Here is a 22,614-nt window from a genome sequence, read left to right as displayed (position 1 = left end):
AAAAATAGACAAACTATTATGAAAAAGGATCGGCATTATAACGTCGGTTCTCTTTATTTTAGCAAAATGAAAATACAGATCATCAGCGACCTTCACCAGGAATTTGGATCTGCTGATTTATTTTTTGATCAGTCAGATGTTGTTGTATTGGCAGGAGATATTAATCTGGGAACAAAAGGAATTGACTGGATCAAGTTGAAAATCAAGAACAAACCGGTTATCTATGTTTTAGGAAACCATGAATATCATAAAGGTTCCTACCCGAAAACCTTAAATAAGATCAAGGCTGAAGCTGAAGACTCAAATATTTTTGTCCTTGAAAATGATGCTGTAGATATTGACGGAATCCGTTTTCATGGAGCCACGCTTTGGACGGACTTTTCTATTTTCGGAGATCCTTTATATCACGGAATGATTTGTCAGCCAATAATGAATGATTATAAAAAAATTAAACGGGATCCTTCTTATTCAAAGATGAGGACTCTTGATACGTTTAAAATACATCAATTCTCAAAGCTTTGGTTAAAAGAAAGTCTTGAAAACTCTAAAGGCTTAAAGAATATTGTTGTTACCCATCACGCACCCAGCATTCAGTCTGTTCCGGAACACTACAAAGAAGATCCCGTGACTTCCGCTTATGCATTCAATCTGGAAGATTTCATTGCAGAACATCAGCCGCTGTACTGGATTCACGGGCATATCCATACGCCGTGCAGATACAGCATCGGCGCAACCGAAATTATCTGTAATCCTCATGGCTATATTGATGAGAAATACAACGGTTATGAAAAAGAACTGATCATTGAAGTGTAAAGATTAGAATCGGTTTCTATTAGCTCTCCTAGCTTTCAGCATATTCGTCCTTCTCTGAAAGTACAATTATTAAATGTTATTTCTCTGCGCATAGTGATTGGCAATGCCGGCAATAAAGTAAAATGAAACCTGCTTCGTCTATACTGATGCAGCAGGTTTTTAAACTAAAATCATTATGAAGAATCCAAATATACATGAGGGTATTATTCTTATTCCTGATTTCAGCGGGTTTACAGAATTCGTGTTCAATACAAAACTTTATACAGGAGAATATATTGTAAGACAACTACTTTCTACGCTGATCGATATGAATGATCAATATTTTGATATTTCAGAGATCGAGGGCGATGCCATTTTATTTTACAGATACGACAATAACCCATCTTATCAGACTATTTCAACGATGCTCTGGAAAATGCGGAATGCTTTTAACCAAAAAATTAAGGAATTAAGTAAAGAGTTAAGTATGTCCATAGACATGTCACTGAAATTTATTGTTCACTATGGAAAATTTTCACAGTATACAATCGGAAGTTTTAAAAAGCTTTATGGTAAAACAGTAGTGGAAGCCCATCAGATGCTGAAGAATGAATTTGCAGAAAACCCCTCTTATGCTCTTTTTAGTAATTCTTTTTTAGAAAACAGCGAAAGTGAAGAATCAGAAATTAATACACAGAAATATCATCTTCCTGAGGGTGGGATGATCCATTATTTCGAGAAAGCGAACTAGCATATTTCTTTTTTAAATCTTTTGAAAATTTGCTACGTAATGTGAGGAAATTGACATTTTTATGTCACATTATGACAGAGGCTTAAAATGATTTTATATCTTTGATACTATCAAATGATACTATCAAGTTTTGAAACCGCCATATACTATTACCAATAAGATCTTAATATTAGTTTCTTCTATATCTGAAAAGATTGGAGAAATTAATGCGAATCATCTTTATAAGCCAACAGCGGAATTGCGGAAGAAGAACCGTATTAAAACGATTCAGTCTTCGTTGGAAATTGAAGGAAATACACTGACTGAAGAACAGATAACTGCATTACTGGACAATAAACGGATTATTGCACCATTAAAAGATATTCAGGAAGTACAGAACGCCATTGAAGTATATGATCACTTAAAGCAGTTTAATCCTGCTAATATTAAAGATCTCGAAAAAGCTCATGCTGTTTTAATGAAAGATCTGATAGATAATGCCGGAAAATTAAGGACTTCCAATGTAGGAATAGTCAAAGGTTCTAAAGTGGAACATGTTGCTCCATCAGGCACCATGATCAAAGGGCTGATGAATGATCTTTTTCAATACCTGAAAAATGATCCTGATCTTATCTTAATAAAAAGCTGTGTTTTTCACTATGAATTTGAATTTATCCATCCTTTCTTGGATGGTAACGGAAGAATGGGAAGATTATGGCAAACTCTTATTTTGATGCAGCAATATCCCGTATTTGAATATCTCCCGGTAGAAAGTCTTATTAAAAAGAATCAAAAGGAATATTACAATAAACTTTCAGAATCTGATAAAAAAGGAAATTCTACTCCTTTTGTTGAATTTATGTTGGGGATTATTTTAAAAGCTCTTCAGGAGGTTTTGCAATCTCAGAGTATCAATTTAACGACAAAAGACAGGATATTGATTTTTAAGGAAAAAGTAAAGAATGAAAAGTTCAGCAGGAAAGATTATCTCCAACATTTCAAAAATATTTCAGCACCTACAGCCAGCAGGGATTTAAAATGGGCTGCCGAACAGAAAATTTTAGAAAAATATGGTGAACAAAGATTGACTGAATATCAGTTCATAAGTTAGGGTAGCTTATATCTAGAATGTTGACGAGGCTTTGAATACAAAAGAAACTAAAAAATTTTAATATAGACCCTCGGTTAACATAGATACCTATTTCAAAACGACCTAAGAAACTGGAGCGTTAAGAAAATGAATTCTGTAAACGTTAAAAAAACTCTCCTGTCTGAGTGCGGGACAAAATTAAAATTCTTAATACAGAGTAACTACCGCACGAGTTTAGAGTTTTTAGAGAGCAGATTTCATTTTTAGCGGAAGGTTCTAAGTCTTGAATTTTTGGTCCTTTTGTTTCAAGACAAAAGGACATATTGACAAAAAAAATAGATTCCATAAAATATATTTTTTTGTATTTAAAACTTAGTATACAAAATAAAATATTATATTTATTTTCATACTTATTGTCATGAAAATAAAATCTAACTATCCTATAAACGAGGAAGCTTTTTCTGATTTACAAAAATTAAGTGAAGAGTATGAAATTATTGATTCTATTGAGATTCAGGAGAATGATTCGAATAATAAAAGAGTTTTAAAAGGTTCGAAAGAAAAAGAATGTAGATTTTGTAAGAAACATTTTCCTGAAGTTAACTTTAGAAATGTATCTCATACAATTCCTGAATTTTTAGGTAACAAAAGTTTAACTTCAGATTTCGAATGTGATAATTGTAACAAATATTTTTCTGCATATGAAAATGAACTTGCTAACTTTTTATTACCATTAAATACTCTTTCAAGTACTAAAAATAAAAATAACAAGACACCTAAATTTAAAAATAAACTAGAGATACATTAAGATGATAAAAATGTGTTTCACATTATGAACTTTCCTGATGATCTTATAAGCGGTAACAAAGAAATAGATTTTACAGTAGAAACAGCTTCATATATTCCAGAATATGTATATAGAAGCTTAATTAAAATTGGTTTATCAGTAATTAAGGAAGAGATAATTAAGAATTATAATAAGACTATTGAATGGCTAATGTCATTAGAACAAAATACGATTATTCGTCCATGTATGGCATTTACAATTTTTCCATTTAGTAGCCCAACAGATAAAATTAGATGTGTAGTTTTTGATAGAAAATTAAATGTTACTAGACAAATTCCTAAAACATTACTGATATTAAGCTATAAAAACTTTGCCATTCAAACTTTTTTTCCAGTTTTTCCTTTTGAAAATTTTACTGAATTATCACCTTTTCCTCATTTGATTCCAACAGCTTTAGACCTAAACAATAATTTAAAGAATAAGAAAAATTTCGGATTGATATATTTAGATGAGAATGTAAGAGTAAAAGGCAAAAAGATAGAGATAAATATAAAATCAGCAGAAGAATAGTTTGATAAAGGAAATTATTATAATGAATTAAAAAAGCAGATCCCGTAGAACCTGCTTTGATATTTAAATGTTTTAATAATAACTATTTCAACGTAAACTTAACTTTCGTTTTAATCGCATCCGAAGAATTCCCGATCAATGCCTCAAAGTCTCCAGGCTCGGCAACCCAATCATGTTTATCAGCATCAAAATAGCTCAATGCTGTTTTATCAAGCGTGAAAGTGACTTCCTTCTGCTCGCCGGGGTTTAAATATACTTTTTCAAAACCTTTCAGTTCCTTTGCAGGGCGTGGTACAGAAGCTTTGATGTCACTGATGTAAAGTTGAGCAACTTCAGCACCTGCTTTCTTCCCTGTATTTTTTACAGTTACGGTAAATGTGATTTTATCGTCCTGAGACATCACTGTTTTATCAGCAGAAGCTTTTCCAAATTCAAATGTTGTGTAGCTCAAACCATGTCCGAAACTGAACAGAGGTTTGATCTTTTTTGTATCATGCCAACGGTAGCCTACGAAAACACCTTCGTTATACGTAATATTGATCGGGTTTTTCTGATCTTTTCCTTTTCCCGCTGCCAGTTCATCTTTCTGTCCCGGATATTCTCCCAACTGATGGGCGGCATTATCTTCCAGCTTCACAGGGAAAGTAAATGGAAGTTTTCCAGAAGGATTCGCATCGCCAGCCAATACAGAAGCAATAGAATTTCCAGCTTCAGAACCAAGGTACCATGACTGAAGAACAGTAGGAACCTCTTTGATCCAAGGCATTGCTACAGCATTTCCTGAAACCAGAACTACGGCAAGATTTTTATTTGCTTTCGCTAATGCGGAGATCACATTGTCCTGATTGTAAGGCAGTCCGTAGCTTTTTCTGTCGTTACCTTCACTGTCCTGGAAATCTGCTTTGTTCAGACCTCCTACGAAGATCACATAATCAGAATTTTTGGCCAATGTTACGGCTTCGTTCAGTAATTCAGCTGCAGAGCGGTCGTCTTTTAAGTTCTGTCCGGATTTTACCCCATTGTATTCTCCACCAATGTCGCCTACATAACCTCTGGCATATTGTACATCAGCCTGTTTTCCAAATCTGGATTTGATTCCGTCCAATGGAAGCGTTTCGTATTTTACTTTTAAAGAAGAAGAACCTCCACCAACGGTCATTATCTTGATGGCATTCTCACCGATCACGGCAATTTTTTTGGCTTTATTAATATCAATAGGAAGTACGTTTCCTTGATTTTTCAGCAGTACAATTCCTTCTTCCCCGATTTCTTTTGCTACTGCTTTATGTTCTTCAGAAGCAACATTTCCAAAAGGTTTATTCCTGTTCATCGTAGTTTTGTAGGCCAAGCGAAGCAATCTTGTTACTTTGTCGTCAAGTTCCTGCGTTCCTACTTTTCCTTCCTTAATAAGATCTAAATAAGGTTTTGCAAGATAATAATTATCGTATGCATTTTTCGTTCCCTTAGAAAGTCCGTTTGTCCAGCTTCCGAATTCAAGATCCAATCCGTTGTGGATTGCCTGTTCTGTATTATTCACCGCTCCCCAGTCGGAAACCACCACTCCTTTATAACCCCATTCTTTTTTCAGAATATCATTCAAAAGATATTGATTCTGGCTGGCATACTGGTTTTTATACATATCATAAGCGCCCATGATCGTCCATGAATCTCCTTCTGTTACCGCTGCTTTGAAAGGCGGAAGATAAATCTCATACAGCGTTCTGTCGTCAATATTCACATTGCTCGTATGACGGAACATCTCCTGATTGTTCAAAGCAAAATGCTTCACAGAAGTAGCCACACCGTTGGATTGTACCCCTTTAATATATGGCACCACCATTTTTGAAGTTAAATAAGGATCTTCACCCATATATTCAAAATTTCTCCCATTCAGAGGTGTCCTGTAAATGTTGACACCAGGTCCCAGAAGAATATCTTTTTTTCTGTAACGGGCTTCCTCTCCCAGAGCTTTTCCATAATTCCAGGACATTTTTTTGTTCCAGGTCGCAGAAAGAGCTGTCAAAGCAGGATAGGCAATAATGGAGTCATTCGTCCATCCCGCCTGATCCCATTCATCCCACATTACTTCCGGACGTACCCCATGAGGACCGTCTGTGGTCCAGAATTCCGGAATTCCCAGTCTTGGAACGCCTGGCGAACTGAATTTTGACTGGGCGTGCAGCATAGCTACTTTTTCTTCCACTGTCATTCTCGAAAGCGCATCCTGGATACGCTGTTCCACAGGTTTTGATTCATCTAAATAAACGGGTTGAGTATGCGTCTGAGCCATATATGAAGCAGCAATAAGAGTGAATAAACTTACGATGGCGGTTTTCTTGAACATAAAAAGCCTTTTTGTTGATTAAAAACAAAAGTAAGTAAAATTTTTATTATCTCAAATTGAGAAAATAAATTTTCGCCAATAATTTTTTTTGATCCCGAGCTTCGGAGTTTGAAGGGAGGAGAGGTTAGAGTTGGGGCGTATAGCTTCGTATTCCGAGGTTTAAGTTCTTTATTATGACATACAATCCGCACTCCGAAACACACTAAAACTCTACTACTCACAAACCCAGTACCCGCAATTACTCATGATTTTCCCATCCTTTCACCGCGCCGCCTTTGAAGATCTCCGCCGCTTTTTTAGCCACTTCATCAGACTGGTAGGCTTTGACAAAGTTTTTTACTTTATCTGAATTTTTATTGTCATGGGTTGCAACAATGACGTTGATGTATGGAGAGTCTTTATCCTCGCTGAAAACACTCTGTTTAGCAGGATCTAATCCTGCCTGTGATGCAAAATTATTGTTGATGATGGCTATAACAACCTCTTTATCATCCAGAACTCTTGGCAGTTGAGGAGCTTCAATTTCCAGAATTTTTAGTTGTTTTGGATTTTCTGTGATATCTGTGACTTTCGGTAATAGTCCGGTTCCTTCTTTTAATTTTAAAAGTCCGTTTTTCTGAAGCAGAAGCAATGACCTGCCCTCATTGGTAGGGTCATTCGGAATCACAATTGTACTTCCGTTCTGCAGCTGGCTGATAGTTCTGATCTTCTTTGAGTAGGCAACGATAGGGTAGACAAACGTATTTCCTACCACAGCCAGTTTATAGCCTCGCTGCTTCGACTGCTCATTCAGATAAGGAACGTGCTGGAAAGCATTAGCTTCAATATCGCCGTTATTCAAAGCTTCATTAGGAACTACATAATCATTGAACGGAATCAGTTCCACATCAAGGTTATATTTTTCTTTAGCTACTTTTTTTGCTGTTTCAGCAATTTCCAGTTCGGGACCGTAGGTAATTCCTACTACAATATGATTCGGATTATTTTTCTTTCCCGAACATGCATTGAATAGGAGAAGTCCAGCCGTCAAAAGGCTTATGATTTTTATCTTTTTCATTATAATTTTTATCATTAAAGGAGGCACTCGATCGAAGTCACCTTTTGTTATTTATATTAAATTTTCGAATCTTTTAAGTTACCGATGATCAAACTTTTTTGCCAATCGGTCTCCCGCAAACTGAATGATAAATACCAATGCAACCAACAGTATCAAGACCACATTCATAATCACAGCATCGTAACCAATATATCCGTATTGGTAACCGATCTGTCCCAGTCCGCCTGCTCCCAATGCTCCACCCATAGCAGAATAACCCACTAAAGTGATCAGAGTGATCGCAGCATTATTAATTAAAGAAGGAAGTGCTTCCGGAAGCAGTACTTTTTGAATAATCTGTAAAGGTGATGCTCCTAAAGCTCTGGCCGTTTCGATCAGGCCATGAGGAACCTCAAGAAGACTGTTTTCTACCAGTCTGGCAATAAACGGAGCTGCTCCAACGCTCAACGGAACCAATGCTGCATTCATTCCGATTGAAGTTCCTATAATCACCCTTGTAAAAGGAATCATCCAGACAATTAAAATAATAAAAGGAATAGAACGGAAAATATTAACCAGAATAGAGGTAATCCTGTAATAAGCTGTATTTTCCAGCAGCTGTCCTTTTCTCGTTAAAAACAATAGAATTCCCACCGGAAGTCCCAAAACAAATCCAAAAAAACCGGAAACAAATGTCATATAAATTGTTTCCCAAAGCCCCTTTCCTAAAAGAGAAATTACCGAATCACTAAGCATATCCTTTTACTGTATTTTGAATCTTATTCTGGTTAAAATAATAGATGACCTTCTGGTTTTCCTCGGTTTCTCCCTGCAGCTGCAGCAACAGTTTTCCAAAGTTTGAGCTGCCCAGATATTCTACATCCGCTTTCAGCAGTCGGTAAGGTATTTTATATTGTTCATACAGCGTAGAAAGCAGTTTTTCAACACTTATATTTTCGTTAAGTTCTATTTCAACAAGCGGAAATAACCCGTTTTGTGGTTCTTTCTGCAGCCTCTTATTAAGTTCCTGAGGTATAGTCATGATATCTGAATTTATAAATTGGCGGATCACTGGATTTTCTTTATCCGAAATGATCTCGCTTAATGTTCCTTTTGCTAGTAATTTTCCTTTATCTATAACCGCTACATGATTACAAACCGCCTTGATGACTTCCATCTCGTGGGTAATCAGAAGAATGGTGATGCCTAATCTCTGATTAATGTCCCGTAAAAGCTGCAGGATCGACTGTGTGGTTGCCGGATCCAGTGCGCTGGTAGCTTCATCACAGAGAAGGAGGTACGGATCATTAGCTAATGCCCTGGCAATGGCTACTCTCTGTTTCTGCCCGCCGGAAAGACTTTTGGGATAATCATTGGCCTTGTCTTCCAACCCTACAATTTTCAGCAGTTCATTCACTTTTCTTTTGATCTCTTCCTTGCTGACATGATCCAGTTCCAGTGAAAGTGCAACATTATCAAAAACAGTTCTTGATGAAAGCAGATTAAAATGCTGGAAAATCATCCCGATTTTTTTTCGTTCACTGGCCAGTTGCTTTGAACCTAGCTTAGTGAAATCTTTATCATTGATGATGATCTGGCCTTCATCAGGTCTTTCCAGAAGATTTACCGTGCGGATCAGCGTACTTTTTCCGGCTCCTGAAAATCCGATGATCCCTACAATATCTCCCTTTTCGACACTGAGGCTCACCTGATCCAGTGCCTTGAAGGACTGCTTTTTTTGATGAAATGTTTTTGAAATGTTTTTGATCTCTATCATTTTTTTAACTATAGTTTAATTTTTAAATGGGCTGGTACGGCCTTACCGACTTATTGAAAAACCGTTTCAGCCTTCTTATTTTCACTTTCGAGCGTTTTGAAAGCCTGAAATATTTCGTCACATTCGTAAGAAGTACTCCCAATAATATAATGGATAATCCATACAGCTGACTTCCGTTAATGGTCTGTCCCGCCACGATCCATCCTGCAAATACAGTAACAATTGGGTTGATGTAGGTATGGGTACTTACCAAAGCTGCCGGTTTTACAGAAAGCAGCCATATATAAGATAAGTAAGCGACGATTGATCCGAAGAATACTAGGAACAATACACCTACCCATGCCGATGCCGGAACATTCGAGAATGAAAAACCGTGCCATTCTTTTCTGAATGCAGCAATAATAAAGGAAGCAATACCCGCTGTGATAAGCTGCTGTGCAATATTCATAAATGTAGACTGCGAGGCCGGATTTTTCTTTGAATATAAAGATCCCAGAACCCAGGCTACAGAACTTAATGCCAGTACAATGAATGCTGTGATCCGTAAGTTCCCGTCAACTGCTGCATGAGCTGTACTGGAAACACTTCCGTTTAGAAATAATATTAATCCTACAAACCCAATGATCAGTCCTATTGGTATAAATTTATCTGAGAAATAATACTTCCAGTTTTTCTTATCAATGGCTATGAACCAGAATGGGCCTGTTGCAATAGTAATGGCTGCTTCAGATGCCGATACATATTGTTCACCCCAGGCTACAAGACCGGTTCCACCCGTAAGAATGAGGATTCCGGTAATCGCATTTTTTTTCCAGTTGAGCAGGGAGTTTTCTTTTTCACCTTTGGCCAGAAGCCATCCAATCATCAGAAATCCTGCCGCCAGAAAGCGGAATCCGGAAAGAATAAAAGGAGGAAATCCTCTCAGACCAAACGAAATCGCAAGAAATGTAATTCCCCAGATCACGTAAATATTGATAAATGCTAGCGGCACCAGCCAGCTGTTTTTTGAAGTATTCATTGTGTATGTTTTTGTGTGATGTGTATTAAAATAAAAAGGCCCTACAACGTGGTAAGGCCTTTAAAATATGTGATATAAAAGTAAGGTCAGCCACGGGATTCCTGATGCATAGGCATACAGTTGCACATCATCATAGTTTTGATGGTCTGTTTCTTCACTGTCTGATGTTTGAATCCTTGTTTCATTGTAATTTTCTTTTCCTGAATACGGTTGCAAATATAGGACATATATTTTCATTAGTCCACTAAAATAATAGACTTTTTGAAAAATATTTTAACTCTTATTTTTAAAATATTGGTTTTCAGTATTGTATGTTGTTTTAAAATTTGTTAATACAGAAGATGTATCCCAAATGCTCTCACTTAATCTTTTATTTTTTCTCCAAAACACGATTTATTAAACTAGTTAAATGTGCAGCATTTACAGTCACTGTAATTTAGCATCAAAATAAAAAGACATGCAAAACAGAATTTTAGGACTGCACCATATTACAGCTATTGCAAACAATGCAAAGAGAAATTTAGATTTTTACAGCCAGGTTTTAGGGCTGAGACTGGTAAAGAAAACCGTAAACTTCGACGATCCGGGAACCTACCATTTTTACTTCGGAAACGAAACGGGAACTCCGGGAACGATCTTAACCTTTTTTCCATGGGAGGGAATAGGTTCCGGAACCAATGGAAGCGGACTGGCAACGCATATCGGATATTCCGTTCCAAAAGGAAGCCTGGAATTTTGGAAGAACCGATTACAGCAATTCAATGTTAATGTTGTAGAAGGCGAAATCTTTGGTGAAAAACTGATTTCTTTTAAAGATCCCGACGGCCTGCAGCTGCAATTCATTGAATCATCGACACCTGATGACCGTAAGGTATGGACTACAGATGATATTAAAGATGAAAATGGACTAAAAGGCTTTCATAATGTGACTTTAACGCTAAAGAAAGCCGGTCCTACAATTAAAGTGCTGACCGATATTTTAGGCTATGATTTACAGAAACAGGAAGGTGAAAGATACCGTTTTGCAACCGATGCCATCGATACAGCCAATTTAATTGATATTATTGAAAATGACACTATTCCTACAGGCAGAAATGCTGCAGGAACCAATCACCATATTGCTTTCAGAGTAAAAAACGATGATATTCTGATGGAATACCGTGAAAAAGTAATGGCTGCAGGACTGAGCATCACCCCTAAAATAGACAGGGATTATTTCTACTCGCTGTACTTCCGTGAACCGGGCGGCGTATTGTTTGAAATTGCTACCGACAACCCCGGATTTACAGTAGATGAGCCTTTGAATGAACTTGGACAAAACTTAAAGCTTCCAAAAGAGCACGAAGGATTAAGAGAAAAAATAGAAGAAGTGTTACCGAAGTTATCATAGATCATTACTCAAATTTTAGAAAGGTCATACCTTTAAATCATTAATTAAAGAACAAAAAAATGGAAAGAACAGCAGTAGTTTTAGGAAATGTGAAAGGCGAAGTTCAGCTTTTCTCAGACGATAATAAAGCCGGAAAAATGGACATTTCGGTGGTGGGAAATAAATTAACCGTTTACCACACCGAAGTTGACGACGAATATGCAGGAAGAGGTTTTGCAAAATTGTTATTGAACCAACTGGTTTCCTATGCAAGGGAAAACGATTTGAAAATTGTACCGCTATGTCCTTACGTTCATGCCCAGTTCAAACGCAATCCGGAAGAATATAACGATGTCTGGTTCAAAGAAAATTAATCTGAAATCCAATCATTAAGAATTAAAATACAAGCAAAACAACTTATAAAAAGAATACAATGGCACTCATCACAGGACTTCACCATGTTACAGCCGTTACTGGCGATTCACAGGAAAATATAGATTTTTATACAGGAATTTTAGGACTTCGGTTGGTCAAAAAAACCGTCAACTTTGATTATTCTGATGTGTATCATTTCTATTTCGGTGACGAATTCGGGACACCGGGAACCATCATGACCACTTTCCCATACGGAAAAGGCCTTGTAAACGGTAGACATGGTAAAGGAATGTTGAATACCACTGCTTTTTCAGTGTCAATGGATGCCCTCGATTACTGGTTAAACCGTCTCGATCAGTTTAATATTCCTTACAAGCAGCCTCAGCAGAGATTTTCAGGTGAAGCGTTTATTTATCTTGAAGATTTTGACGGGCTGGGCTTAGAGCTGGTTTTTAATGATAATGACGATAGAAAAGGATATTATAACGGATTTATTCCAAAGGATTATGCCATAAAAGGAATCCACCATGTGGAAATCTGGCTGGAGGCTTATGAAAGAACAGCAGCTTTATTAACCAACCAGATGGATCACCAGGTGATTGCCGAAACTTCAGACAGGTTAAGATTAGGAACTGAAAATAAGCCCGGAAAATATGTAGATCTTCTGTGTACGCCTAATGCATTAAAAGGACTGGCGGGAAGAGGAACTGTGCATCACGTTGCTTTTGCAACACCCGATGCCCAGTCCCAGCTGGAAATGATCGAAAGATTAAACAAATCCGGACTGCAGCATACCGAAGTGAAAGACCGTAAGTACTTTACTTCCGTATATTTTAAAGAGCCCGGCGGCGTCTTATTTGAGATTGCTACTTCAGGTCTAGGATTCGATATAGACGAAGAACTTGCATTTCTGGGTGAAGATTTAATGCTGCCCTCTCAGTTTGAAGAAAAAAGAGAACATTTGGTGGAAGTTCTTCCCAAAATTAATTACCCAACAGAAAAATACAGATAAATCATGAGTCATACATTAGATATAAAAACATCAGGCACCCCATTAGATCAGGCAGAAAAAGTTTTAGTAATGATTCACGGAAGAGGAGGAAGTGCTGAGGATATTTTAAGCCTGTCCCAGCATTTGAATGTAAAAGATTATGCTTTACTTGCCCCTCAGGCTACCAACGGAACCTGGTATCCTTTCTCCTTCATTGCTCCGGTAGAACAAAACGAACCATGGCTGTCATCTGCCGTTGAAACTGTTCAGAAAACGGTGCAGACCGCAATAGATGCAGGCATAAAAAATGAAAATATTTACTTTTTCGGATTTTCCCAGGGTGCCTGTCTTACCCTTGAATTTTTAGCAAGGAATGCCAAGAAGTATGGTGGAGCAGCAGCTATTATCGGAGGAGTGGTAGGGGATAAGATCAACCGTGAGAACTATAAAGGTGATTTTGCCCAAACCCCGATTTTCCTTGGAACCAGCAATCCCGATTTTCATGTTCCGGTAGAAAGAGTGTATGCAACAGCCAATATTTTAAGAGAAATGAATGCGGATGTGACGGAAAAAGTCTATGCAAATTTCGGACACTCTATCAATCAGGAAGAAATTGAACTGGCCAATTCAATTGTATTTAAATAGAGATATTTTTCTGACTTATTTAAATATAAAAAGGAACCAAATAATAATCAATAAATTGGGTCTTCCCTCAGTTTAAACTTTAAAATAAGATGAAAATAACAAGAATATTCAGTGACGGCAAAGGCGAATCTCATTTCCAGGATATTGAAATTCCTTTGATTGATCAGGGAGAAATAGGTTTCCTTTCAGACAAAGTTCAGGTAAAGGAATTACAGTTCAGAAAAGTGGCTGCTGACTACGATTATGATTTTCACCACGCTCCTCAAAGACAATATATCGTACTTTTGAATGGCGGTGTGGAAATAGAAACTTCATCCGGAGGAAAAAGACAGTTCCAGACCGGCGAAATCCTTCTGGTGGAAGACACTTCCGGAAAGGGCCATAAAACAAGAAACCTTGAAAAAAAAGAGAGAACCTCACTGTTTATTCATTGTAAATAAGACGCAAGATACAAGACACAAGACACAAGATTTCAGAAGTTGAAATGCAAAGTCTGATTCTTCCATCCAATAAAAAACTATGCACGAAAATCTACTTTTAATACTCGGATTATTACTGATCGTCATGATGCTGGTCATGCTGGCGCAGCGTATCAAAATTGCCTATCCCATATTTCTGGTGCTTGCTGGATTGGGGATCAGTTTTATTCCCGGAGTTCCCGTTCTAAAGCTTGATCCAGAGATTATATTCCTGATATTTCTTCCTCCTCTTTTATATGAAGCCGCCTGGTATACTTCCTGGAATGACTTTTGGAAATGGAAACGCACCATTGGATTGTTGGCTTTCGGACTGGTGTTTCTAACCTCTTTGGTCGTTGCATTTGCTTCACAGGCTCTGATCCCCGGATTCACTCTGGCTATGGGTTTTTTACTTGGCGGAATTGTTTCCCCTCCGGATGCTATCGCAGCAACCACAGTTCTAAAAGGATTGAAAGTTCCGAAAAGAACCATTGCCATACTTGAAGGAGAAAGTCTTATCAATGATGCCTCCTCACTGATCGTTTTCAGGTTTGCGCTGGCAGCCGTAATGACGGGAATGTTTTCTATGCAGGAAGCTTCAGGTCAGTTTTTTATCGTGGCAGGAATGGGAATTGTAGTAGGAATTGTAGTCGCTCATATTATTTATGCCATCCACCGGTTTTTACCGACAACTCCGGCTATTGATGCAGCATTAACTGTAATGACACCGTACATCTTATTTCTTTTGGCTGAACATTTCCACTTTTCCGGAGTAATGGCAGTAGTAAGCGGCGGATTGTTTATGTCTTTCCGTTCCCATGAAATTTTTAAAACAGGAATTACAAGAATCAACATGACCGGAGTCTGGAATACGCTGATCTTTGTAATGAATGCACTGGTTTTTGTTTTAATTGGGCTTGAACTTCCGGATATCATCAATGGTCTGGGCGAAACTTCTGTAATGGAAGGAATTAAGTATGGCCTGATCATCAGTCTGATTGTCATTGCAGTTCGTCTTTTATGGATCTATCCGGTGGCACATGTTCCGAGATGGCTCAGCAAAAAAGTCAGAAAAGATCCAAGTCCGGGCTGGAAGAACCCGTTGATTATCGGCTGGGCAGGAATGCGGGGTGTGGTATCTCTGGCAACTGCATTGTCAATTCCTGTAATGATGAATGACCAGGCGGAATTTCCGATGAGAAATCTTATTATCTTTATCACCTTTGTCGTCATTTTTGTGACCTTGGTCTTCCAGGGTTTGACGCTTCCTCTGATTATTAAACTGACAAAAATCGGAGAAATTGATCCTGTTTTACCTTCCCACGAACAGCAGGCGGCCATTCAGATCAGACTGGATCAGCTGGCTGTGAAAAGACTGGAAGAGGAGTATGAATCCAGCTTGAAAAGCAACAGTCTTGTTGAAAATTTTAAAGATGCCATAGAAAATGATATTTCACTTCAGCAAAGCCATTTAAGTTCCCTTGAAATGTGCTCGAACAGACAGAATGATTTGAAAGAATATCACACGATCATGCTCGATATTTTTGCCATGCAGAGAAAAGAGCTGTTTAAAATAAAAAGAGAAAAACACTTCAGCGACGACGAGATCCGCAAAGCAGAATCACAATTGGATCTAATTGAATTAAGGATAACAGGAAACAAACATCTTTAATGAGCTTAGTCTCAAACAGGCAGTATTTAATGGAAAAATAGGCTGTTAATGACATCAAATAAAAAGTCAGTCAAAACTGAATCTTAAAATTAGACGAAATGAAAACATTACAATTTTTAGTCATTGGAAAAAATCAGGAAATCCTTGATACCCTGAAAAGAATTATCGAAAATAATGAAGGATGGGCAGCAGAAATTCAGAACGATGAAAATATCAGCTATGATTATATCAAAGGTAATCAGGTAGATATCGTTCTTTTGAGTTCAGGCTTGGACGATCAGTTTGAAAAAGAGATCAAAGTTTTTTGTGAAAATCAGGACAGAGAGATTAAAGTAATTGAACATTATGGTGGCGGAAGCGGACTGCTTAAGAACGAAGTTTACACACTTTTTCCTAATTTGCAGCCGTAAACTTAATTTATGTACGAAAATATCCTTAAGAATGTAACCCGATTTATTAGCCTTACTCCCGAAGAAGAGACGTTTTTCACCGATCTTCTGGTTTGTAAAAGCATACCTAAAAAAACAGTTTTGTTGAGAGAAGGAGAAATATGCCAGTTTGAAGGCTTCATTCATAAAGGGTGTTTAAGGATGTATTGTCTCAATGATAAAGGAGTTGAGGTAACGATATTATTTGCCATAGAAGACTGGTGGATCAGTGATATCGCTTCTTTCCAGGATCAGGTGTCCTCTAAATTATATATTGAAACCCTTGAAGATTCAGAAATCTATATGCTGGATCCTACCACGAAAGAAAAACTGTTGCAGGAAGTCCCGAAATTTGAAAGGGTATTCAGAATGCTTGTTCAGAGGAACCTTTCAACACTTCAGAACCGTCTGGTGAGCACCATAGCAGAAAGTGCATCAGAAAGGTATCTTGAATTTATTAAAGTTTATCCTTCCATTCCACAAAGGGTAGCACAATATTATATCGCTTCCTATCTGGGTGTTTCCAAGGAATTTGTAAGCACTATCAGAAAACGCCTTGCTTCAAAAGGAAAATAATTTCATGCTTTGGAGTTCCGGATTATTTCAAAAAGTTGAAAAAATTAGTAATTTCAATTGATTTCCTGAATAGTTCATTGCCGAATATCAAAAATATTCGGTATTTTTTTTGGATAAAAGTAATTTATTAATCTAGTTAAATGCATGAGATTTCTAACCGTACTAAATTTGTCTTATTAATAATCAATAAAAACAACCAGGATATGGACAGAAAAGATTTTTTAAAAAAAGGATTACTGGGAACAGGAATGTTTGTGGCATCGGCATCATTGGGAAATACCATGAAAAATGACATTGATGAAATAGAGCCGTTGGAGCCAATTGGATACAATCATTTACCCAATACAGATTCAAAAATCAAAGATAATTCAGTCATTCACAAGGCCGATTCCAGAGGAAAAGCAGATCACGGGTGGCTGGAAAGTAACCATACCTTCAGCTTTGCCAATTATCACAATCCGGAAAGAATGCACTTCGGTGTTCTAAGGGTTCTTAATGATGATAAAGTAGAGGCGGGAAGAGGTTTCGGCACACATCCGCATGATAATATGGAGATCATCAGTATACCCCTGGAAGGTGATCTGGAGCATAAAGACAGCATGGGAAATACAGCCGTGATCAGAAGCGGTGATATCCAGGTGATGAGCGCAGGAACTGGAATTATGCACAGTGAGTTCAATAAAAATACGGATAGTCCTGTCAAATTTCTTCAGATCTGGGTGTATCCCAACAGAAGAAATGTAACACCCCGATATGACCAGATTACTTTAGATAAAACAAAAAGTCAGAATAAATTTCAGCAAATCCTTTCTCCCAACGCAGATGACGACGGGGTCTGGATTCATCAGGATGCCTGGTTTCATCTTGGGAATTTTGATAACAATACGGAAACGCATTATCAGATCAGGAAAAAAGGAAATGGTGTGTATGCCTTTATTTTAAAAGGAAGTGCAGAAATCGAAGGTCAGCCATTGGAAACAAGAGATGGTTTCGGAGTCTGGGATATTACCGGTTTAAATATTAAAGCAACAGCTGAAGAAACGGAGATCTTACTCATGGAAGTACCGATGACTTTATCATAAATAATTAAGCAGATACTTACCAACCGTATCACTAAAAAGGAAAGCCCGGATTATAGAATCCGGGCTTTCCTTTTTCCAGTTTTTCAAATGTAATATGGTACACGATTATCAGATATGGATCTCGCTAAAGATCGATGGTTAAAGTATTTTTATATTTTTTTTACCTACATGTGATTTATTAAACTAGTTAAATGTACAGGGTTTTTCATCACCCTAAATTTGTCATATCAAAATCAAGGAAATACATCAACAGATTTTAAAATAAACAAACAACATTAAAAAATTAGACATTATGAAAAAATTAATCCTATCATTCGCAGCAGCATTATTATCCGTTACAGCAATGGCTCAGAAGCCAGGACAGGCATTATTGAATCCAACTAACCACGCTTTGGTTTTAATTGATCATGAAGGGCAGATGGCATTTGCGACAAAAAACATCAGTATGGAAGAACTGAGAAACAATGTCGCATTAGTTGCCGGCGGTTCAAAGATCTTCAACATTCCTACAGTGGTAACTACCGTCGCAGAAAAATCGTTTGCAGGACCTGTTTTCCCGGAAATATCAGCGGTATATCCTGAAGCTACCAGCGGTTATGTAGATCGAACTACAATGAATACCTGGGAGGATGTAAATGCCCACAAAGCCATTACAGGCAAAAACAAAAAGAAACTGGTTTTAGCAGGATTGTGGACGAGTGTGTGTGTTGTAGGACCGGCTTTATCAGCGCTCGAAGAGGGGTATGACGTCTATGTGATTTCAGATGCTTCAGGTGATATTTCTAAAGAAGCTCACGATCAGGCGATGACCAGAATGATTCAGGCTGGCGCACATCCTATTACATCCGTTCAGTATATTCTTGAATTACAGAGAGACTGGTCAAGAAAAGAAACTTACAAACCGGTAAACGATTTAATGAAAAAATATGGCGGTGCTTACGGATTGGGAATCCAGTATGCTCAGGATATGCTTAAACACTAATAAAATTACAACTACGGCAGGTTGAACCACAGCCTGCCTTTTTCTTCAAACTATAAACGTAAAAATATGAAGCCATTACATACCATTCTATTCTCTTTCATCTTAGGTACAACTGTACTGAATGCTCAAAAAGCAGATCTGATCGTCACCAACGGGAAAATTACCACAATGGACAGTAAAAATCCGGAAGTTCAGGCCGTTGCCATTAAAGATCATAAAATTTTCCAGACCGGAACCAATGCCCAGATTTTAAAATTAAAGGGAAGCAGCACAAAAATGATCGATGCCAAAGGAAACAGAGTGATTCCCGGACTGTTCGACAGCCATTTGCATGTAATCCGGGGCGGAAGATTTTATAACACAGAACTTCGCTGGGATGGCGTGAAAACCCTGAAGAGAGCCCTGGAAATGTTGAAAGAGCAAGCCCAGAGAACTCCGAAAGGGCAGTGGGTAAGAGTTATCGGTGGCTGGAACGAATATCAGTTTGAAGAAAAAAGACTTCCTACTTTACAGGAAATAAACGAAGCAACAGGCGACGTGCCGGCCTTTGTGATGTATCTATATGGAAAAGCATGGCTGAATAAAGCCGGATTAAAAGAATTAAATATCAATGAAGATACACCCAACCCAATGCAGGGCTTAATTGAAAAAGACACCCACGGAAATCCCACAGGTTTACTGGTTGCAGAGCCCAACGCTTTCATTCTTTATTCCACATTAGCCAAATTACCCGAATTGTCTGAAGAAGAAAAAGTGAATTCCACCCTTCAGTATATGACCGAACTGAACCGTCTTGGAGTAACAGCCGTAATGGATGCAGGCGGAGGCTTCCAGAATTTCCCGGACGATTACGGAACAACGGATGCCCTAAACAAACAAGGAAAGATCACCGTAAGATTACCTTATTATCTGTTTGCTCAAAAGAAAGGTTCCGAATTATCAGATTATACCAAATGGGTAGGAATGGTAGACATTGATGATCATGGTCACAACGGTCACAACGATATAGATTATCATGTAGAAGGCGGCGGTGAAAACCTGGTTTCAGACGGAGCCGATTTCGAAAACTTCCTGTTCCCTAGACCCGAACTTCCTTCGACCATGGAAAAAAGCATGAAAGATGTCCTAAGCCTTCTGGTTAAAAATAAATGGCCTTTCAGAATTCATGCTACCTACAACGAAAGCATCAGCCGGTTTCTGAATGTTATTGAAGAAGTGAATAAAGAAACACCGCTTAACGGTCTCGTATGGTTCTTTGATCACGCAGAAACAGTAACCGAAGAAAATATGAAACGCATCAAAGCGCTGGGTGGAGGAATTGCAGTTCAGCACAGAATGGCCTATCAGGGAGAAAGCTTTATCCACCGTTACGGTAAAAAAGCAGCCTTAGCCTCTCCTCCCGTAAAGAAAATGCTCGAAATGGGAATTCCTGTAGGTTTGGGAACAGATGGAACCAGAGTAGCAAGTTATAACCCATGGGTAGCTTTATACTGGATCACTTCCGGAAAAACACTGGGCGGAAACCAGGTGATGGCAAAGGAAAATACCTTAGACAGAAAAACAGCTTTATCCCTTTCCACATACGGCGGATATGAACTGATCAAAGACTATGAAAAAGGGAAAATTCAGAAAGGATACTATGCCGACCTTACAATCTTGGACAAAGATTATTTCACTGTGAACGAGGAAGATATCAAAAACATTACTGCCAAACTAACCATCGTAGATGGAAAAGTAGTCTACGGAGACGAATCTTACAAAAATGCAGCTCCCGCAGCTCTTCCCGTACTTCCGGACTGGTCTCCTGTAAAATATTACGGAGGATACCAGACCAAATAATCAAAACTAACCATTAATAAAAATACCGCCAAAACATTCCCTTCCCGTGGAGTTATGGTTCAACAAATAATATTAAGACTATTTAAACCAATGAAAAAACTCGTTCACATCATCACCAATACCAACCTTGAAGGAAAATTAATCCACACTGCCTTATTAGGTTTCAGAATTTTATTATCCGTAGAATTAATCGTAGCTCACGGTCTGAAAAAACTGGGTGTAGGCGTTTCAGAAGCTGAGCAGGTACCCAATCCGCTACATCTTCCTGAAGCTTTCAACAGTCTTTTTGCAGATGCAGCCAATCTGGTGTTTCCTGTTTTTGTCATCTTCGGACTGTTTACAAGACTGGCGGTATTACCTATTTTGGCGGTGACGCTGACGGGATATTTTATCCTTCACTGGAACGATGCTTTACTCATCAAAGACACCCCGTTTATGTACAGTTTGTGTTACTTGTTTCTTCTGTTGGTGGGTCCCGGTAAATATTCACTGGATAATTATTTAAGAAAGATCTAAAATGAAGAATTTAATTACCATCCTGCTATTGTTACAGATTCTTTTTCCTGCATCGGTCTCGGCACAGTTTAAGCTGATGAGGTTTGATGAAGATTACACAGCCTATAAAGACTCAGCCGATACCTTTTATAATTCTTTAAAATATATTCCGCTTTCAGAAAAAAATAACAATACCTATTTATCATTGGGAGGAGAAGCCAGAGCCGAGTTCGTTGAATTTAATAATGAAGACTGGGGAAGATTAGGCATAGGAAGTAATCCTTTTCTGATTCAGAGATATACTGTACATGCAGATCTCCACCTCGGTTCAAGGGTCAGAATCTTCGGACAGTTGAGAAGTGCCTGGGAAAACGGGAGAAAAAACGGTCCCAGAGCAATTGATGAAGACCACCTGAATGTTCAGAACCTTTTCATAGATGTGGATGCCATTAAAAATGAAAAAGAAAAACTGACCATTCGTGCAGGAAGACAGGAGCTGGATTACGGAAGCGGAAGACTGATCTCTGTGCGGGAAGGCCCGAATTTAAGACTCTATTTTGACGGACTAAAAGTCATGTACAAAAGAGGAAATTTCAGATCCGATGCATTCATGATGATGGCCAGCGAAATCAATACTGGAGCATTTGACAATAAACCCTCAAAATCCATCAATCTTTGGGGCAGTTACAATACCCTGATTCTCCCTAAAAGCGGAAACCTGGAACTGTATTACCTGGGAATTCACCGCAAAGATGTACGCTTTGAAGCCGGAACTTCCGATGAAACAAGACATACGATAGGAGGAAGATTCTGGAGATATGGAGGCGGGCTAATCTATAATTTTGAAGCAGCCTATCAGTTTGGAAATTTTGATAAGGGAACTATCAGCGCATGGACAGCTTCTGCAGACGTTGGATATATGTTTGAAAATACAAAAGGAAAACCTACCATCAATCTGAGGAACGATTACATTTCCGGAGACAGCCGGAAAGGGGATGGGAAGCTGGAAACATTCAACCCGCTTTACCCGAAAGGAGGCTACTTCGGATTCAATCCGCAGATCGGGCCTGTCAATTTAATAGATCTTCATCCTTATGCCACCGTTGATCTCAGCAGCAAAATAACCGTTCAGGCCGATGTGGTTTTCAACTGGAGATACTCTGTCAATGACGGAATTTACAGACCCAGCGGATCTTTAAACCTCACCTCAATGAATTCAAAGAAAAAATATATCGGAACAGCTTTCTTAGGAAGCTTTAATTATAAAATCAACAAATTTTTAACCTTTAATACAGGAATCCAGTACTTCAAAACCGGCGCATTTGTAAACGATATCATTGAAGACGACAAAGACGGACTGTTTATCAACACCAGAATTGTATTTAAATTTTAAGCATAATCGCTAGCTAATATCTCTACAAATAGTCCCCAATTTTTTAACAACACTATCCTTGAAAATTATTCGAACCCTCTGTATTTATTATCCCACATCAATGTCATTTTTTAAGATAGAAACTACCTTTGAACTTATAATAGCAAAAAGAATATCATAAAGAAA

At 38.0% G+C, this 22,614-nt stretch carries 23 protein-coding genes; 18 read left to right on the top strand and 5 right to left on the bottom strand.

All coding sequences use genetic code 11. From position 1 onward, the window contains the following. Positions 1-18: 18 nt before the first annotated feature. From QF044_RS11275 to QF044_RS11255, 5 genes are all read left to right on the top strand, one after another. Complete coding sequence (locus QF044_RS11275; RefSeq protein ID WP_307267104.1) at positions 19-813, top strand: metallophosphoesterase; 795 nt, start codon at positions 19-21, stop codon at positions 811-813. 175 nt (positions 814-988) lie between these two features. Next, positions 989-1,543: a DUF2652 domain-containing protein gene (locus QF044_RS11270; RefSeq protein WP_307267102.1), complete on the top strand. Its 555-nt coding sequence runs from the start codon at positions 989-991 to the stop codon at positions 1,541-1,543. Positions 1,544-1,673: 130 nt separating this feature from the next. Continuing rightward, the gene (locus QF044_RS11265; protein ID WP_307267100.1) at positions 1,674-2,633 is read left to right on the top strand and encodes a Fic family protein; all 960 of its coding nucleotides are present in this window, start codon (positions 1,674-1,676) and stop codon (positions 2,631-2,633) included. A gap of 397 nt (positions 2,634-3,030) precedes the next feature. Beyond that, positions 3,031-3,420 (top strand): HNH endonuclease, encoded by a 390-nt coding sequence (locus QF044_RS11260; RefSeq protein ID WP_307267097.1) that lies wholly within the window; start codon positions 3,031-3,033, stop codon positions 3,418-3,420. A 24-nt stretch (positions 3,421-3,444) separates the two neighbouring features. Then, positions 3,445-3,969 carry a hypothetical protein gene (locus QF044_RS11255; RefSeq protein ID WP_307267092.1) on the top strand — a complete coding sequence of 175 codons (525 nt, stop codon included), beginning with the start codon at positions 3,445-3,447 and terminating at the stop codon, positions 3,967-3,969. Between the two features lie 82 nt (positions 3,970-4,051). Here the strand turns inward: QF044_RS11255 and QF044_RS11250 are convergent, their stop codons facing one another. From QF044_RS11250 to QF044_RS11230, 5 genes are all read right to left on the bottom strand, one after another. Then, positions 4,052-6,313 (bottom strand): glycoside hydrolase family 3 C-terminal domain-containing protein, encoded by a 2,262-nt coding sequence (locus QF044_RS11250; RefSeq protein ID WP_307267090.1) that lies wholly within the window; start codon positions 6,311-6,313, stop codon positions 4,052-4,054. 238 nt (positions 6,314-6,551) lie between these two features. Then, the gene (gene metQ / locus QF044_RS11245) at positions 6,552-7,370 is read right to left on the bottom strand and encodes a methionine ABC transporter substrate-binding lipoprotein MetQ (RefSeq protein WP_307267089.1); all 819 of its coding nucleotides are present in this window, start codon (positions 7,368-7,370) and stop codon (positions 6,552-6,554) included. Positions 7,371-7,448: 78 nt separating this feature from the next. Then, positions 7,449-8,105 (bottom strand): methionine ABC transporter permease MetI, encoded by a 657-nt coding sequence (gene metI / locus QF044_RS11240; protein WP_307267087.1) that lies wholly within the window; start codon positions 8,103-8,105, stop codon positions 7,449-7,451. Then, positions 8,098-9,126, bottom strand: coding sequence for a methionine ABC transporter ATP-binding protein (locus QF044_RS11235; RefSeq protein WP_307267084.1), 1,029 nt, complete (start codon positions 9,124-9,126; stop codon positions 8,098-8,100). Before QF044_RS11235 ends, metI begins: the two co-directional genes overlap by 8 nt. A gap of 22 nt (positions 9,127-9,148) precedes the next feature. Beyond that, entirely contained in the window at positions 9,149-10,144 is a 996-nt protein-coding gene (locus QF044_RS11230) for an EamA family transporter (protein ID WP_307267082.1), read from the bottom strand. A gap of 457 nt (positions 10,145-10,601) precedes the next feature. Here QF044_RS11230 and QF044_RS11225 point away from each other — a divergent pair, with 457 nt between their 5' ends. The 13 genes from QF044_RS11225 (at position 10,602) to QF044_RS11165 (ending at position 22,449) form a co-directional block, all read left to right on the top strand. Next, the gene (locus QF044_RS11225; RefSeq protein ID WP_307267079.1) at positions 10,602-11,534 is read left to right on the top strand and encodes a ring-cleaving dioxygenase; all 933 of its coding nucleotides are present in this window, start codon (positions 10,602-10,604) and stop codon (positions 11,532-11,534) included. A 59-nt stretch (positions 11,535-11,593) separates the two neighbouring features. Next, complete coding sequence (locus tag QF044_RS11220; RefSeq protein ID WP_307267076.1) at positions 11,594-11,887, top strand: GNAT family N-acetyltransferase; 294 nt, start codon at positions 11,594-11,596, stop codon at positions 11,885-11,887. A 59-nt stretch (positions 11,888-11,946) separates the two neighbouring features. After that, positions 11,947-12,900: a ring-cleaving dioxygenase gene (locus tag QF044_RS11215; protein ID WP_307267074.1), complete on the top strand. Its 954-nt coding sequence runs from the start codon at positions 11,947-11,949 to the stop codon at positions 12,898-12,900. Positions 12,901-12,903: 3 nt separating this feature from the next. Continuing rightward, positions 12,904-13,524, top strand: coding sequence for an alpha/beta hydrolase (locus QF044_RS11210; protein WP_307267071.1), 621 nt, complete (start codon positions 12,904-12,906; stop codon positions 13,522-13,524). A gap of 89 nt (positions 13,525-13,613) precedes the next feature. Further along, the gene (locus QF044_RS11205; protein WP_307267069.1) at positions 13,614-13,964 is read left to right on the top strand and encodes a hypothetical protein; all 351 of its coding nucleotides are present in this window, start codon (positions 13,614-13,616) and stop codon (positions 13,962-13,964) included. A gap of 79 nt (positions 13,965-14,043) precedes the next feature. After that, positions 14,044-15,654 carry a Na+/H+ antiporter gene (locus QF044_RS11200; RefSeq protein ID WP_307267066.1) on the top strand — a complete coding sequence of 537 codons (1,611 nt, stop codon included), beginning with the start codon at positions 14,044-14,046 and terminating at the stop codon, positions 15,652-15,654. Positions 15,655-15,752: 98 nt separating this feature from the next. Continuing rightward, positions 15,753-16,064 (top strand): hypothetical protein, encoded by a 312-nt coding sequence (locus QF044_RS11195; protein WP_307267063.1) that lies wholly within the window; start codon positions 15,753-15,755, stop codon positions 16,062-16,064. A gap of 9 nt (positions 16,065-16,073) precedes the next feature. Then, positions 16,074-16,658, top strand: a complete 585-nt coding sequence (locus tag QF044_RS11190; protein ID WP_307267062.1) for a Crp/Fnr family transcriptional regulator — start codon at positions 16,074-16,076, stop codon at positions 16,656-16,658. Between the two features lie 203 nt (positions 16,659-16,861). Further along, the gene (locus QF044_RS11185; RefSeq protein ID WP_307267060.1) at positions 16,862-17,740 is read left to right on the top strand and encodes a pirin family protein; all 879 of its coding nucleotides are present in this window, start codon (positions 16,862-16,864) and stop codon (positions 17,738-17,740) included. 292 nt (positions 17,741-18,032) lie between these two features. Beyond that, a complete protein-coding gene (locus QF044_RS11180; protein WP_307267058.1) occupies positions 18,033-18,722 on the top strand; it encodes a hydrolase in 690 nt (229 codons plus the stop codon). A 66-nt stretch (positions 18,723-18,788) separates the two neighbouring features. Further along, positions 18,789-20,561, top strand: coding sequence for an amidohydrolase (locus tag QF044_RS11175; RefSeq protein ID WP_307267054.1), 1,773 nt, complete (start codon positions 18,789-18,791; stop codon positions 20,559-20,561). 90 nt (positions 20,562-20,651) lie between these two features. Beyond that, positions 20,652-21,077: a DoxX family protein gene (locus QF044_RS11170; protein WP_307267052.1), complete on the top strand. Its 426-nt coding sequence runs from the start codon at positions 20,652-20,654 to the stop codon at positions 21,075-21,077. Position 21,078: 1 nt separating this feature from the next. Next, positions 21,079-22,449 carry an alginate export family protein gene (locus QF044_RS11165; protein ID WP_307267050.1) on the top strand — a complete coding sequence of 457 codons (1,371 nt, stop codon included), beginning with the start codon at positions 21,079-21,081 and terminating at the stop codon, positions 22,447-22,449. Positions 22,450-22,614: the final 165 nt, after the last annotated feature.

This window comes from Chryseobacterium sp. W4I1, assembly GCF_030816115.1.
Lineage (GTDB): Bacteria > Bacteroidota > Bacteroidia > Flavobacteriales > Weeksellaceae > Chryseobacterium.
Note: the sequence above shows the minus strand (reverse complement) of the source record. Positions and strands in the feature narration are given on the sequence as shown.